Origin of the sequence: Reyranella sp. (genome assembly GCF_965227665.1) — a bacterium.
Lineage (GTDB): Bacteria > Pseudomonadota > Alphaproteobacteria > Reyranellales > Reyranellaceae > Reyranella.
The window spans coordinates 4,700,706-4,715,192 of record NZ_OZ245767.1 but is presented as its reverse complement, the minus strand read 5'-3'; the positions used below and the strand labels follow the sequence as shown (position 1 = coordinate 4,715,192).

15 protein-coding genes and 1 tRNA gene are annotated in these 14,487 nt (G+C 66.9%); 5 read left to right on the top strand and 11 right to left on the bottom strand.

Features of this window, described 5'->3' with window-relative positions; all coding sequences use genetic code 11:
- Nucleotides 1–44: 44 nt before the first annotated feature.
- Both ACO07I_RS22770 and ACO07I_RS22765 read right to left on the bottom strand, forming a co-directional pair.
- The gene (locus ACO07I_RS22770; protein WP_422011415.1) at nt 45–1,844 is read right to left on the bottom strand and encodes an acyclic terpene utilization AtuA family protein; all 1,800 of its coding nucleotides are present in this window, start codon (nt 1,842–1,844) and stop codon (nt 45–47) included.
- A 21-nt stretch (nt 1,845–1,865) separates the two neighbouring features.
- Nucleotides 1,866–2,651, bottom strand: a complete 786-nt coding sequence (locus tag ACO07I_RS22765) for an enoyl-CoA hydratase (protein WP_422011413.1) — start codon at nt 2,649–2,651, stop codon at nt 1,866–1,868.
- A 78-nt stretch (nt 2,652–2,729) separates the two neighbouring features.
- On the opposite strand from ACO07I_RS22765, the gene ACO07I_RS22760 reads away from it, so the two are divergent.
- Nucleotides 2,730–3,644, top strand: coding sequence for a PaaI family thioesterase (locus ACO07I_RS22760; protein ID WP_422011411.1), 915 nt, complete (start codon nt 2,730–2,732; stop codon nt 3,642–3,644).
- Here the strand turns inward: ACO07I_RS22760 and ACO07I_RS22755 are convergent.
- The 3 genes from ACO07I_RS22755 to ACO07I_RS22745 are packed head-to-tail and all read right to left on the bottom strand — an operon-like array spanning nt 3,608 to nt 6,232.
- On the bottom strand, nt 3,608–3,982 hold the full coding sequence (locus tag ACO07I_RS22755) for an Hpt domain-containing protein (protein WP_422011409.1): 375 nt from the start codon (nt 3,980–3,982) through the stop codon (nt 3,608–3,610). The two genes, ACO07I_RS22760 and ACO07I_RS22755, sit on opposite strands and share 37 nt — an antisense overlap.
- Complete coding sequence (locus ACO07I_RS22750) at nt 3,961–6,084, bottom strand: ATP-binding protein (RefSeq protein ID WP_422011407.1); 2,124 nt, start codon at nt 6,082–6,084, stop codon at nt 3,961–3,963. Before ACO07I_RS22750 ends, ACO07I_RS22755 begins: the two co-directional genes overlap by 22 nt.
- Entirely contained in the window at nt 6,065–6,232 is a 168-nt protein-coding gene (locus ACO07I_RS22745; protein ID WP_422011405.1) for a hypothetical protein, read from the bottom strand. The genes ACO07I_RS22750 and ACO07I_RS22745 overlap by 20 nt, the downstream gene beginning before the upstream one ends.
- A 15-nt stretch (nt 6,233–6,247) precedes the next feature.
- Here ACO07I_RS22745 and ACO07I_RS22740 point away from each other — a divergent pair, with 15 nt between their 5' ends.
- Both ACO07I_RS22740 and ACO07I_RS22735 read left to right on the top strand, forming a co-directional pair.
- On the top strand, nt 6,248–6,955 hold the full coding sequence (locus tag ACO07I_RS22740; protein WP_422011403.1) for a response regulator: 708 nt from the start codon (nt 6,248–6,250) through the stop codon (nt 6,953–6,955).
- A gap of 54 nt (nt 6,956–7,009) precedes the next feature.
- A tRNA-Ile gene (locus ACO07I_RS22735) sits at nt 7,010–7,085 on the top strand.
- Nucleotides 7,086–7,127: 42 nt separating this feature from the next.
- On the opposite strand, the gene ACO07I_RS22730 is transcribed toward ACO07I_RS22735, so the two are convergent.
- The 3 genes from ACO07I_RS22730 to ACO07I_RS22720 all read right to left on the bottom strand — a co-directional run bounded on the left by ACO07I_RS22730 (nt 7,128) and on the right by ACO07I_RS22720 (nt 10,920).
- Nucleotides 7,128–8,993, bottom strand: coding sequence for a TRAP transporter large permease subunit (locus ACO07I_RS22730; RefSeq protein ID WP_422011401.1), 1,866 nt, complete (start codon nt 8,991–8,993; stop codon nt 7,128–7,130).
- A gap of 67 nt (nt 8,994–9,060) precedes the next feature.
- Entirely contained in the window at nt 9,061–10,074 is a 1,014-nt protein-coding gene (locus ACO07I_RS22725) for a TRAP transporter substrate-binding protein (protein WP_422011399.1), read from the bottom strand.
- Nucleotides 10,075–10,170: 96 nt separating this feature from the next.
- Nucleotides 10,171–10,920 carry an alpha/beta family hydrolase gene (locus tag ACO07I_RS22720; protein ID WP_422011397.1) on the bottom strand — a complete coding sequence of 250 codons (750 nt, stop codon included), beginning with the start codon at nt 10,918–10,920 and terminating at the stop codon, nt 10,171–10,173.
- 65 nt (nt 10,921–10,985) lie between these two features.
- Between ACO07I_RS22720 and ACO07I_RS22715 the strand changes: the two genes are divergently transcribed.
- The gene (locus ACO07I_RS22715; RefSeq protein WP_422011395.1) at nt 10,986–11,171 is read left to right on the top strand and encodes a hypothetical protein; all 186 of its coding nucleotides are present in this window, start codon (nt 10,986–10,988) and stop codon (nt 11,169–11,171) included.
- A gap of 11 nt (nt 11,172–11,182) precedes the next feature.
- Here the strand turns inward: ACO07I_RS22715 and ACO07I_RS22710 are convergent, their stop codons facing one another.
- Nucleotides 11,183–11,812 (bottom strand): hypothetical protein, encoded by a 630-nt coding sequence (locus ACO07I_RS22710; protein WP_422011393.1) that lies wholly within the window; start codon nt 11,810–11,812, stop codon nt 11,183–11,185.
- Between the two features lie 172 nt (nt 11,813–11,984).
- Between ACO07I_RS22710 and ACO07I_RS22705 the strand changes: the two genes are divergently transcribed.
- Nucleotides 11,985–12,686: a YbaY family lipoprotein gene (locus ACO07I_RS22705; protein WP_422011391.1), complete on the top strand. Its 702-nt coding sequence runs from the start codon at nt 11,985–11,987 to the stop codon at nt 12,684–12,686.
- A gap of 19 nt (nt 12,687–12,705) precedes the next feature.
- Here the strand turns inward: ACO07I_RS22705 and ACO07I_RS22700 are convergent, their stop codons facing one another.
- Together ACO07I_RS22700 and ACO07I_RS22695 are read right to left on the bottom strand one after the other, a co-directional pair.
- Nucleotides 12,706–13,401, bottom strand: a complete 696-nt coding sequence (locus tag ACO07I_RS22700) for a CBS domain-containing protein (protein ID WP_422011389.1) — start codon at nt 13,399–13,401, stop codon at nt 12,706–12,708.
- A 97-nt stretch (nt 13,402–13,498) separates the two neighbouring features.
- Complete coding sequence (locus ACO07I_RS22695; protein ID WP_422011387.1) at nt 13,499–14,482, bottom strand: zinc-dependent alcohol dehydrogenase family protein; 984 nt, start codon at nt 14,480–14,482, stop codon at nt 13,499–13,501.
- Nucleotides 14,483–14,487: the final 5 nt, after the last annotated feature.

The window sequence follows — 14,487 nt, the reverse complement described above, 5'->3', positions numbered from 1 at the left end:
CGCCCGAATTCGGCGGCTGAACTTCCGCGAGGCAGCGAGGAAGATTAAGAGGCGAGCTTCGCCGCCAGCGCCTTCGGCACGCGGACCGGCATGTCCAACATCATCTGGGCGAACGCCTTGGCGAGCGGATCCGCCTTGAGGGAGGCCATGCCGCCCCCGCCCAGCGCCTTGCGCAGCAGGAAGTTGAAGCCCCTGATGCCCGGCAGGCGCCAGCGCGTGACCGTTCCCTCGATGCGATGGGCGAAGTACTTCGCCACCGCCTCTTCCGTCACCTCGGCATCGAGGATGGGTTCGTATTCCGGCTGACGCGCGAAGATGCCGATATTGGCATTGTCGCCCTTGTCGCCGGACCGGCCGTAAGCCAGCGCGATCAGCGGCACGGTGGCTGTGTCGCCAGCCAACAGCGGCGCCGCAGCCGGCGCTTCGACCGGAAGCTGCGCTGCCGTGAAGCCGCCGCTCATCGCTCCTTCCTGCATCGCAATGCGATGGCCGTCGACATCGACCGTGACCGGCACCATCGACTTCGGCAGGAGGCAGGAGAACATGCGGATGACGGGCGATGGCGAGACGCGCCCGGCGCCGAAGCTGCCGGTCATGCCCACGACACCACCGGTCGACATCGGCGAAATCTCCCGGCCGAGCAGCGCCAGCGCTTCCTTCTGGTCGTGTTTGGCGGCGATCTTCACGACGACCTCGCGCGCGTCGGGCACGCGGCCGTGCGGCCCATAGGTCGCCTCGCTGCCGATCACCTCGATGCTGACGTCGCGATAATCCGCCATGCCCTTTTCGGCGAACATGCGGCGCGTCTTCTTGATGATCGATTCTGCGCTGTGGCGTCCCTTCGCAACCGCTTCGCGCCCCCCCATCATGAAGATCGAGCTGAACTTGTAGCCGTCGGGCCAGGTCGTCGAGACCTTGTAGGTGTCGGTCGGCGGCCGGCCTCGAGCGCCGCTCACCCGGACGCGGTCCTTTGCCACCTGCTCGTAGGTCGCCTGGGTGAAGTCGCACACCACGTCGGGCACCATGTAGGCGCGCGGATCCCCGATCTCGTAGAGCATCTGCTCGGCAACCGTCGCCGTCGTGATCAGCCCGCCGGTGTCGTCGGGCTTGGACAGCACGAAACTGCCATCGCTCGACACTTCGGCAATCGGAAAGCCCATATTGTCGTAGTCGGGCACCAGCCGCCAATCGGTGAAGTTGCCGCCGTTGCACTGCGCGCCGCATTCGATGATGTGGCCGCACAGCGTCCCTGCGGCGAGGCGATCGAACTCTTCCGGCGTCCAGGAGAAAGCGTGGATCAATGCGCCCAGCGTCACGGCCGAATCGACGCAGCGGCCGGTAATGACCACGTCGGCGCCCTCGGCCAACGCCCGCGCGATTGGAAAGCCGCCGAGATAGGCGTTCATGCTGGCGATCTTCGACGGCAGCTCCGCCCCCGTATCCATCTCGCGGATTCCGGCGGCGCGGAATTCGTCGACGCGCGGCAGGATATCGTCGCCCAGCACGACCGCGACCTTGAGCGTCACGCCCGCCGCCTCGCAGGCCTTCAGCACCGCGTCGCGGCAGGCCAGCGGATTGACGCCGCCGGCATTGGTCACGACCTTGATCTTCTTCTCGGCGATCTCGCGGGCCAGCGGCGCCATGACAACCGAGACGAAGTCGACGGCGTAGCCCGCCAGGGGATTGCGCAGCTTCTGGGCCGCCATGATCGACATGGTGACCTCGGCGAGATAGTCGCTCACCAGATAGTCGACGTTGCCGTGCCGCACGAGCTGCACGGCGGCGGTCTCGGTGTCGCCCCAGAAGCCCGAATGGCAGCCGATGCGGACCGTTTCCTTGCTCATCGTGCAACCCCTCTCGTCGCCTTACTTCTTCTTGCGATTGACGAACGCTCCCATGCGTTCGATGTGCTCGCCCTCGGCCACCGACTGGGCGAAGGAATCGATGCCGGCCTGCACCGCCTCGTCGAGCGGCAGCCGCTCCCAGCGCCGCATCAGGCGCTTCTGCGCGCGGACGGCAAGCGGCGTCGCCTCGACGATCGAATGCACGCAGCGCTCGACGGCCGCGTCGATCTTCGCCGTCTCGACGACCTCCTCGACCATGCCCCAGGCCTCGGCCTTGCGCGAATCGATGTTCTCGCCGGTCAGCAGCATCCACGAGGTGCGACCCCAGCCGATCAGGCGGGGCAGCAGCGCCGCCTCGACGACGGAGGGAATGCCGACCTTGACCTCGGGCATGCCGAAATAAGCGCTGTCCGTGGCGATGCGCAGGTCGCAGGCGGCCGCCACTTCGAGGCCGGCGCCCAGCGTGTAGCCTTCCATGCGGCAGATCACCGGCACCGGACAGTCGCGGATCGACTGGCAGAGCTTGTGGACCATGGTGATGAAGGCGCGGCCATCCTCGGAGGTGCGCATGCCCGCCATGTGGTTAATGTCGGCGCCGCCGATGAAGGCCCGACCGCCGGCGCCGGAGAAGACGACGACGCGCAGATCCTCTTCGGTCGACAGCGCGTGGAAGGTTGCGGTGAGATCGTGCAAGGCCACCGGATTCAGGACGTTGAGGCGCCGCGCATTGTCGAACACGAGATGGGCCACCGTGCCGGCATCGCGCTTGTCGCGACGGACCTCGATCTTGTGCGCGGCTTCCGCCATGACGTTTCGCTCCGTGGGTCTTTGTGATTGGCTGATTCTACCCTATTAGAACCCGCCAACGACGCTTCACAAGAGCCAATGCCCGACACCTTTCCCGACCTTGCCTCCTGGGGCATCGACCTTTCCCGCTACACCGTGTTCGTGCCGCCGGATCCGTTCGAGGACCATGTCGGGCCGTTCTATTTCGGCCTCCAGGGCGATGCTCGCACGGCCGGCACGGTGCACTGCGTGCTGCCGACGCTCGCGCGGCACGGCAACTACAGGGGCGGGGTGCATGGCGGCGGGATCCTGACCTTCGCCGACTACGCGCTCTGCCTGGTGGCGGGCCGCGCCGCCGACGGCGGCACCAACTCCTCCTTCGCCATGACGGTGAGCATCGCGGTGGAGTTCGTGAACGGCGCGGTCATCGGGCCGCCGCTCGAAGCGCGCGGCGAGCCGCTGCAGGTCACGGGCCGCCTCGCCTTCGCGCGCGGCTCGATCACCCAGGAAGGCCGCACGATCGCGCTGTGGTCGGGCGTGTGCCGCCACGTCGCGCGTGCCAAGGCCATGGCCCGCAAGGACGAGCAGGCGCCGTCGAGGATCGACCTGCCGCTGCAGGTCGTTCCCGAGGGCTTCGAGCCGTTCAAGGCCAGCGCCTATTCCACCCATATCGGCCCGGCCTTTGTGCGCAAGGAGGCCGATGGCGCCTCGCTGGTTCAGCCGACGCTGGCGCGCATGTGCAACTCCGGCGGCGCGCTTCACGGCGGCTACATGATGAGCTTCGCCGACACCGCGATCACGCGCGCCGCGGCGATGACGACCGATCTAGCGCCGACGACCGTCTCCTTCGCCGCCGAGTTCCTGGCCGCGGGCGACATCACCGCGCCGCTGCACACACGGGTGGAAGTGCCAAAGCGCGGCCGGTCGATCGCGTTCCTGCGCGGTCTGCTGGAGCAGAACGGCAAGGCCCTGCTCTCCTACTCCGCGACGGTGATGCTCCGGCCGCGGGCCTGATCGGCACCGGCCTGGGCGGCGACCCGCGCCACTTCCTGCGCCAAGGCATCGTCGAGGCTGCGCACGCCCTTCAGGTCGCCGCCCTTGGCCGCTCGTTCCACGGAGTCGGCGATCCGGCAGAGCGTCACAGCGCCGATCATGCCGGCAACTCCTTTCAGCCGGTGCGCCGCCCGCGCGATCGTCTCGAGATTCTCAGTCTCGCGGATCTCCCCATGGGCGCCCCGTGCCGTGGCGAGGAACTCGCGCTCGATCTCCGCGAGCGTCGCCGCGTCGCCGCCGAACAGTTCGATGAGCCGGTCGCGATCATAGGCCGGGCTCATGACGCGTTCTGCCGACATGCATCCTTCAGCCAGACTTCGAGGGTCGCCTTCAGCTGCTCGATGCCGACCGGCTTGGTGATGAAACCGTCCATCCCGGCCTCCCGGCTGCGCTCTTCCTCCGACTCCAGCGTGCTGGCGGTCACGGCGAGGATCGGAAGGCGTGCGCTGCCGGTCGATGCCTCGCCCTGGCGGATGCGCCGCGCCAGCTCGAAGCCGTCCATGTCGGGCATCTGCAGGTCGGCGAGCATCAGGTCGTAGGAACGCGAGCGCCACATCGCGAGCGCCTCCTCGCCGCCGGCCGCCATGTCGGCCGACGTCCCGGCCAGTTCGAGCTGGCGTGCCAGAATCTTCCGGTTGACCGAATTGTCGTCGACGACCAGGACGCGGCCGCCCAGCCGCACGGCCGCAGCCGGTGCGGCCGCTGCCGGTGGGACACAGCTCGTCCGCCCGGCCGCCTGCGCGATCGCCCTGACCAGCACGTCGCGCCGCCACGGGCGCTTCAAGTCTGTGAGGCACAGCTGGTCGTTCGAGCCTTCGATGGTCACCGCCGTCTGGGACGACACCACGACGTCGACCTCGGCGCCCGCGTCGCGCAGATAGCGCGCGATGGCGGCGCTCTCCTGCGGGTCCGGCAGGGAGAGGACAAGGGAAAGATCCTGGAGGGGGAGCCCGGCGGCGGCCTGTGCCGGGGGCGCCGCCTGGAGCGTAAAGGTGACGACAAACGTCGATCCGACGCCTGGCGCGCTGTGCACCTCGACGCGGCCGTCCATCGCCTCCGCGAGACGCCGCACGATGGACAGGCCAAGCCCGGTGCCGCCGAAGCGACGAGTCGTCGAACTGTCGGCCTGGACGAACGGGTTGAACAGACGATCGCGCTGGGCGGCCGTGAGGCCGATCCCCGTGTCGACAACCCTGATGCGGAGCACGAGCGAGCCGTCCTGCTCCCCGCCCTCTCCTTCGAGGAAAAGGCGGACGCTGCCCTTCTCCGTGAACTTGATGGCGTTGCCCAACAGATTGAACAGGATCTGCTGCAGGCGTAGCGGATCGCCGATGGCGCGAGCCGGCACGTCGGACGCCACATAGGCCGACAGGATCAGCCCCTTCTCGGCGGCCCGGGCGGCCAGCGCCTCGGCCGCGCCCTCGATCAGCTCGACGGTGGAGAACTCGACCCGTTCGAGATCGAGACGCCCGGCCTCGATCTTGGAGAAATCCAGGATGTCGTCGATGATCCGCAGCAGCGACGCCGCCGAATAGCGCACCGTCCCCAGCTGGTCGCGCTGGTCGGGCGAGAGTTCGGTGCGCTCCAGGACGTCGATCATGCCCAGCACGCCGTTCATCGGCGTGCGGATCTCGTGGCTCATGGTGGCGAGGAAGGTCGACTTGGCCTGGTTCGCCTTCTCGGCGTCGCGCTGGGCCGCCAGGGCCGCGTCGCGGGCCTGGCGGGCCTCGTCATAGGCAACCTGCAGCCGGCGCGCCAAATCCTCCTTCTCGTAAGCCAGGGCGATATTGTCGTACTGCCAGCGATGCACGTCGCGCACATAGGCCATCAGGTGGCCGACATAGGCGGCGCCTGCGATGCCCACGAGCTGGTAGAACGGGTCGCCCGAGGCGACGAGGACCAGCAGGAGCGGCGCCGCCGTGGCGACGGCGAAGGCGTAGAAGGTCGGAGGATGGGCCGAGCGGATCGGCACCGCCGTGGTGACCGTTGCCAGGAGCACGAGCCCCAGCAGCATGCGCTGCAGCTCGAAATCCCTGGAAGCCAGCAGATAGCCTGCCCAGCCCCAGCAGGCGCCGCCCAGGAAGGTGAAGCCCGCGAACCACCACCCCCAACGGAGCGTCCGCTCGTCGTCTGGTCGGTCCTGCGCAAAGCGATGCCGGAGAAGGTCGAAGCCCAGGGTCACGATGAGGTAGGCCCCGAAGGGTCCGGACAGCTCGATCAGGTCAATCTGCCGCCAGTAGATCGCGGCGATGACCGGCCACAGGACGAACGAAAAATAGCGGGACGGGGCCGATCCCTGGAACAGGCGGCGCACCAGTTCGGCGCGGACGAACCGGTCCTGGTGGGCGGCTTCCGCCTCGTTGACCTGAGGGGCGGCCGGATCAGCGGCGGCGAGCGACATCAACCATCCCAAAACCAGGGTTTGAGCCGCCGCCCCATCGGGCAGCTACAGCTTGCGGATTTCCCGCGCCGCCAATCGTATCAAAGATATCAAGAAAACGATATAATTCGTTGAGAAATAGTGTTAATTTGAAGGCATTAAACGTCATTTATTAGGTTAAGACATGCAGCTTCCGTCCGTATTGCTGGTCGAAGACGACGCATTTCAGCGCAAGGCCGCCGAGACCTATCTGTCCAGTCACGAGCTCAAGGTAACGGCCGTCGAGAATGGCGCCCAGATGCGCCGCCAGCTCTCCCGGTCGATGCCCGACCTTGTCCTGCTCGATGTCCAGCTTCCGGGTGCGGACGACGGTTTCGCTCTCGCCCGCTGGCTGCGCGAGAGCAACACCCGCGTCGGCATCATCATGCTCACCGCGGCCACCGATCCGGTCGACAAGGTGCTGGGCCTCGAAAGCGGCGCCGACGACTATGTCTCCAAGCCCTACGAGCCGCGCGAACTGCTGGCCCGGTGCAAGAGCGTCCTGCGCCGGTCGGTCGCCAAGGCGACTCCCTCCCGGCTCGAGCGCGTGCGGATGGGCGGGCACGTACTCGATCTCACCAAGCGTCAGCTTCTTGACGTCGACAACATCGCTGTTCCGCTGACGTCGGGCGAGTTCGACGTGCTGAAGATCTTCGCGGAAAATCCCAATCGACCGCTGTCGCGCGACTGGCTGCTGGAGACGACCAGCCACCGCGCCCGCGACCCGTTCGACCGGTCGATCGATCTGCGGATCACGCGGATCCGGCGCAAGATCGAGCCGGCGGCGGACAAGCCGACGGTGATCCGCACCGTGCGCGGTGTCGGCTATATGTTCGTGCCGCCCACCGAATAGCCGGGCTATAAGACCCCGCCCCGGCGCGTCCGGGGCGCAGCCCGTCGGTTGCGGGGGCCCGTAGTTCAGCGGTTAGAACGAGCCGCTCATAACGGTTATGTCGCAGGTTCGAATCCTGCCGGGCCTACCAACCACTCGCCGACGCTGGACGTGCGTCCCGGCCGGGCCCCGCCTACAGGAAGGCGACCGAGAACCAGGGCACGGCGGCGATCACCGCCAGGCCGGCCATCAAGGCGAGCAGGTACGACCAGATCGCCCCGATCGCCTCGTCCGGTGAGACATTGCCGATCCGGCAGGCCAGGTAGAAGCCGATACCGATCGGCGGCGTCATCAGCCCGATGTTCATCGCGGTCACGATGGTCATGGCGTAGTGGATGTCGTTGACCCCGAGGTTCTTGGCGATCGGGAACATCAGCGGCGCCATCAGCACGATCGCCGGCAGGCCCTCGAGCACGCAGCCCAGGATCAGGAAGACCACGATGCTGAGGACCATGAAGACGATGGTGCCGCCCGGCATCGCGGCCATGAACTGGGTCACGTCGCGCGCGATTCCTGCCTGCGTGATGGCCCAGGCCATGGCCGAGGCGGTTCCCAGGATCAGCAGGATCGAGCCGGTCAGTGCTGCCGTCTCGACCAGCATGGCGTAGGATTTCCGCAGGCTTATGCCGCCGTAGAGCACCACCCCGACGAAGGCCGCGTACAGGACCGCGATGGTCGAGACCTCGGTGGCCGTCGCGACGCCGCCCGAAACGGTGCTGCGGATCAGGAACGGGAGCACCAACGCCGGAGCGGCGATCAGCGCGGTACGGCCGATGACGCGCAGGCTCGGGCGCCGCACGCCCGACATGTCCTCATGGCGCGCCTTCCAGCGGGCGAGGATGGCGAGGCCCAGCAGCAGGACCATCGCGATGGCGAATCCGCTGGTGAACAGGGCCGCGATCGACACACCGGCAACGGAGCCCAGGACGATCAGGACGATGCTGGGCGGCACCGTGTCGGCCATGGCCGCGCCGGTGGCGAGCAGGGCGATCATTTCCTTGGGCTTGTTGCCGCGCCGCTTCATCTCGGGGAACAGGGCGGGCGCCACCGTTGCCATGTCCGAAACCTTGGAGCCGGAGATGCCGGAGACGACGAACAGCGATCCCAGCAGCACATAGGACATGCCTGCCCGGATATGACCAAGCCACGAGGCGAGGAAATCGACGATCGCCTTGCCCATGCCGGTGGCGTCGAGGATGCAGCCGAGCAGCAGGAACACCGGCACCGACAGCAGGATGATGCTCGACATGCCCTCGTCCATACGGCCGATCACGACCGAGAGGGGCGCGTTGGTGCCGAAGGCCAGATAGCTGATCGTGCCGATGGCGAAGCAGAAGGCGATCGGCACACCGCAGGCGAGGCTGAGCGAGACGAACAGGACGAGAAAGAGCAGCAGCTTCGAGTTCCCGGCGCGCACCAGCTGCGGAGAGAAATGCCACAGCAGGCCGGCAATCACGCCCACGACGACCGCCGACACCAGGAGATACAGCAGGTCCGGCGACCGCAATGCGTAGCGGATCACCAGGACGAGCATCAGCACGATGCCGAACGGGATCGCCGCCACGCGGAAGCTATTGGGAATACCGAGCGCCGGCGTGGTGATGAACCACTCGTCCATCGTGTACTCGACCGCATGCGGCAGCAACGCGAGGAGGACGACCGCGACGATGACGAGACCGAAGGCATCGATGAAGGCGCGGCCTCGCTCGGAGAAGAAGTTCACGAACAGCGTCAGGCGAAGATGCTCGTTGCGGTCGAGCGCCATCGCCGACCCGAGCATCGCCACCCAGATGAAGCTGATCGAGCAGACTTCGTCGATCCAAACGACCGGAAAGTTGAACAGATAGCGCGAGGCCACGCCCGCCAGCAGGAGCAGGACGATGCCCAGCATGAGCAGGGCCGCGACCGCGTTGATGGGCTCGAGCCACGCCCAGCGCCCACCGGGGCTCGGGTTACCAAGCGACTCGGACAGGGCGAGTTCTTCAGCAGTCGCGCTCATGACGATTTTCCGAACAGATCCGAGGAAGGAAGGCGCGCCGACCCGAGCGGGCCGGCGCGCGTCGCACTCAGCTCAGCTTGCCGGTGTACTTTTCCAGGATGGACCAGGCCTCGTCGCCGTACTTGCCCTTCCACTCCGCGTAGAAGCCGGCGGTCCGCAGCTTGTCGCGGAAAGCCTCCGGCTTCGGCTGGTTGATGACCATCCCCTTGTCGGTCAGTTCCTTCTGCAGGCCCGCGTTCAGCTGCGCCACGTCCTCGCGCTCCTTCACGCCGGCGGCATTCACATGTTTGGCGACTACGGTCCGGAGGTTCTCCGGCAGCCGCTCCCAGGCCCGGCGGTTCGCCAGGAACCAGAAGCCGTCCCACATGTGATTGGTGAGGGAGCAGTATTTCTGGACCTCGTAGAGCTTCGCCGTCGCGATGATCGCGAGCGGATTCTCCTGGCCGTCGACAACCTTGGTCTGCAGTGCGGTATAGACCTCGGAGAAATTGATGCTGGCCGGCGCGGAATCGAACGCCTTGTACATCGACGTCCAGAGCGGCGAGACCGGCACGCGGATCTTGAAGCCCTTGAGATCCTCGGGGCCCTGGATCGGCTTGGTCGAGGAAGTCGTCTGGCGGAACCCGTTGTCCCAGATTTTTTCCATGGCGACCAGATTGGCCTTGGCAATCTGGTTGCGCACGTACTGCCCGAGATCGCCGTCCATCGCCTTCCAGACCGAGGGATAGTCCGGGAACGCGAAGCCGATGCCGTTGATCGAGGCCACCGGCACCAGTGTCGAGAGGATCAGGCCGGACAGGGTGAAGAACTCGATGCCGCCCGAACGAAGCTGGCTCAGCATGTCGGTATCCGAACCGAGCTGGTTCGACGGGAAGATCTGGATCTCGACCCGGCCATTGGTCTCGGCCTTGATCGCGTCCGCCATCTCCTTGGCCCGCTGGTTCATCGGGTGGGCGACCGGCAGATTGTTGGCGTACTTGTAAGTGAACTCCGCGCTCTGGGCGCGCGCGACCCAGGGAGCCGCAAGGGCAGCACTGCCAAGAGCAGACGCTCCAAGCAGCGTCCTGCGAGATACTTTCATGGTTTCCTCCGCTCCATTCCGTCTTGTTGATTTGCCACCCCGGGTTATGCGCCCGGACGGCGGGAAGCAGGCGGGATACTATGGATTTCCCGTCACTTACACACCCTTGCGCGCATTACCGACAGAACGGATCGGCCTGCGGGAGGGGGTGGGCCGTGGGCGGCCTTTTCGCTTCCCGATCCACTTGGCCGCGACCTCGGCGACCTCGGAAAGGACTTCCGGGTCGCGGCGGCCCGACCGAACGAGCACGCCGAACGAATGGTCGGCCTCTCTCACAGGCCGGTAGGTGGCCCGCTTGCCCAAGCTCTTCAACACCTCCTGCAGGAGCGCAGGTTGCGCGAGCGCGTCCCGTGTCCCCTGAATGAACAACAGGGGAATGCGGATCTCGGACAGATGCGCCGCGCGCTCGACGGAGGGTTTTTCAGGCGGGTGCAGCGGAAAGCCGAGGAACACCAGGCCGCGCACGTTCGGCAAGGGTTCCAGCGCCTGGGCCTGGGACGCCATGCGGCCGCCGAACGACTTGCCTCCCGCGAACAGGGGAAGCGCCGGCGCGAGCTTCGTCGCTTTCGTGACGGCCGCCCGTATTGCGGCATGCGCCACGGCCGGGCGGTCGGGCCGCTTCGAACCGGCCTCCATATAGGGAAACTGGAACCGGAGGGTGCTCACACCCGCTTCCGCCAGACGCTCCGCCATGGCGGTCATGAACGGATGTGTCATGCCCGCGCCTGCCCCATGGGCCAGGACGAGCAGAGCGGCAGCGTGCGGAGCCGTTCGATAGAGAGCCGAAACGGTGGTTCCCGGCTCGACCCGCAGGCTGAGCCGTCGCTCTTTCACAAAATGTTCCATCGATCAGAAGCGAGAGCCAGCGAGGACGACCGGTCTCAGGATCGCACCAACGGCGACGAAGCGCTATGTGTACCACACGGCTGGTCATGCCCGTGGCCGACAAGCACCAGGGACAGATGCTCGTCCGGGTGGTCCGGGCGGGCAATGGCCACGACACGACGGAAAGCCTCGAGCCCGTCCGCTTCGTTCCCCTGATCGGGGCACCGGGGTGGCCGCAGGGCGACGCGCAGAGCCCGGCCGATCCTCCGTAGGGGATATCCCGTCAGCGGCGCGGGGTGGCGAGTGCAACACTCTGCGGCGGCACGCCCGTAGCGCAGCGGCGCACCGCGGCGACAGCCTTTCCACGCGCATCGGCAGGCCCTGCGTGCAAGTCCACCACCGCCTCCGCGTCGAAGGCAGCAGGCTGACCGACCGATTTACCGACAAGGTCGAAGCGCAGCCGCATCGTCGTGCCCTGCTCGATCGCATCGAGCAGGCGCTCCGACAGGCGCGGAAACATCTCCCGAGTCTCGTCGCTCATCACGACATGGTCTTCCGCAAACAAAAGGCCCACGGGAAAGACATGCTCGTCGATGACGATCTCGGCACGCGGATTATGCTTCGCTCGTCCCGCCGCCACGCCGTCGGGCATCAGGGGACCGTCGTTCGTGAGATAGAGCTGGAGCTGCAGCACGCGGCGGTCGTCCGCAGGTTCGCAGGCCAGCACCACGACATCCAGGTTCAAATTGCGGCTGCGCGGCTCGATCAGCGCGTAACTGGGCAGGTCGACACCCTGCTCCAGGGTCCAGCCGGCCTGGGGGGCGACGTCGCCCGCGAGGACCGGGGTGAACCACAGCCCGGTGACGATGCCGGCCACCAGGGCCGTACGCACAATCCGCCGCAGAGCCTGCATGATGGAAAATCCTTCCCGCGTTCGACCCATGCTAGCCCGGAACGGCGGGGCCGCGACTGATCCAGATCAAACCTGCCCTGCAGGCACCCGTTGATGCAGGTCAATGAAGCAGCGGCAAATCCGGGCAGGCTGCGCCGTCGAACGCCGGCATTCGCCTGCGAAGGGGCGCCCCATGACCACGATCCATCGACTTCTCGCGGCCCTGCTGGCCGCCTGCGTCGCCGCCCCAGCGCTGGCGGGCCCCGAAGGCGGCGTTTCCACCCCGATGCTCTCTCGCTGCGCCGGAAAGGCCGGCCTCGAGACACGCCAGTCTGATGCTGCCTTCGGCCTCCTCGCGCTCGACGGCGTTCCCTGGCTCTCGATCGAACGAACGGACGAAGCGGTTGGAGTGCAGCCGATCATGACCACCGTCACAGGGACGGGATCGAGGCACCGCCGGAACGGCACTTCGGTCCCTTTCCGCTTCACCTGCGTGCTGGACGCCAACGGCGAGGCGCTGATGTTCCACGCCAGCCTCCTGATGCCCAAGCTTGGCGACACCCTGCCGCCGGCAGCGATCATCTCCGGCACCGCCACGCTGGCCGAGAAGACCGCCCTGTCGCGCGGCGTGGAGCTGCAGATCCAGCTGTTCGATGTTGCCCGTTCGGCAGAGGGCGAGCTCCTCGCCGAGCAGGTGGTGCGCAGCGGCTGGCAGGTCCCGATTCCCTTTGCCCTGCGCCTGCCGGCGAGTTTCTCGGCCGAGGGCCGAAAGCTTGCCCTCACGGCGCGGCTGGTGGCTGCTCGTCAGGTCCGATACCGGCTGCCGGGTCCTCGCCTCCTGACCGACCGGGACATTCTCGGCCCGGTCGTCCTCACGCTCGAGAAGCCGAATTGAAGGGCCCCCGCGCCCTGCCCTAGACGCCCATGCCGACGGCGGCGGGCATCGACCGCAAGTGGCTCTTGACCTTCTTCACACCGGGCACGTTCTCGGCGGCAACGCGGTAGGCCTTGCGGACTTCCTCGCCCTCCACGAAGCCCCAGAGATGCACCACGCCGTCGCTGACCACGACGTTGACGGGCCACCGCGACTTCCAGGCCTGCTTGTCGAATGCTTCGACCACGGCGTGGCGCAGCTTCTTGTCGTCGGGCAGCCCGATGGCGCCATCCGGCTCGCGCGACAGCAGCGCCCCGAGCAGGTTGGCCCGGCTGACGATGCCGACGATCTTGTCGTCCCGCACGATCGGGATTCGCTTGACGTGATGCTTCTCGATCAGCTGGACCAACTCACCCAGGGTGGCTTCGTCGCTGGCCGTGACGACCTCGCGGGTCATCACGTCCGCGACCTTGCGGGCGTGAGACGCGACATAGTCGTGGGCCGCCGTCGCCTCGCTGTCCAGCAGCCGCAGCAACCAGGACTTGCGCGGCGCGGTGTCGATCTCGGCGCGATGGATGAGATCGGCCTCGCTCACGATCCCGACCACATTGCCCTTGTCGTTGACGACCGGCGCGGCGCTCACGCCGGCACCCAGCAGCAGTTCGGCGGCATCGAACACCGTCTCCTTCACGTTCACGCAGACGATGCTCTCCGTCATGATGTCCTTGGCGCGCATATCCCGTTCCCTTCTCTCGATCTGATGATGCACGGTCGTCCAGGGCGCCACCGACCGCATTGCGCCATGTCAAAGTCTCTGCGCCGGACCTGTCTGGTCAGGGCACCAGGACAGCCGCGCCCTGGAACGCCCCCGCACGCAGATCGGCGATGGCTTCGTTGGCAGCCGCCAGCGGGTAGACGGTCGTCGTCGTCTTCACCGGCACAATCGGCGCCAGCGCCAGAAATTCCCGTGCATCCTCGCGCGTAAGGTTGGCGACGGAGAGGATCTGCCTTTCCTCCCAGAGGAGCCTGTAGGGAAAAGCGGGTATGTCGCTCATATGGATGCCGCCGCAGACCACGCGTCCGCCCTTCCGGACCACCTTCAGCGCCGCCGGCACGAGGTCGCCGACCGGCGCAAACAGAATGGCTGCGTCGAGAGGATGCGGCGGGCTCTCATCGGAGCCTCCGGCCCAGAACGCTCCCAGCGAACGGGCATGCGCCTGCGCCGCAGAATCGCCCGGCCGGGTGAAGGCATGGACCTCGCGGCCCTGCCATCGGCACACCTGGGCGATGATGTGCGCGGCGGCGCCAAAGCCATAAAGGCCGATGCGATGTGCGTCGCCGCAGAGCTTGAGGGACCGCCAGCCGATCAGTCCGGCGCACAGGAGCGGCGCCGCGGCCACCGGGTCGTCGAAGCCCTTCAGCGGAAACGAGAAGTCCGCACTGGCCAATACGTGGGTGGCGAAACCGCCGTCCCTCGTGAGGCCGGTGAAGACCGGACGATCGCAGAGATTCTCCCTGTCCGACTCGCAATACGGACAATGGCCACAGGTTCCGCCGAGCCACGGTACACCGACTCGGCTGCCGATCCGTGCGGCCGACACACCCGTGCCCACGGCGCCGACAATGCCCACGATCTCGTGGCCCGGTACGATCGGATGCCGGATTCCCGACAGATCGCCATCGAGGATGTGGACATCGGTGCGGCACACGCCACAGGCCTCGACCCTGATCAGCAGGTCACCGGGGCCGGGACGGAGATCGGGCCGTTCCTTGAGCTGGAGCGGCCCGCCCGTGGAAGAGAGAACCATGGCCTTCAAGGAAG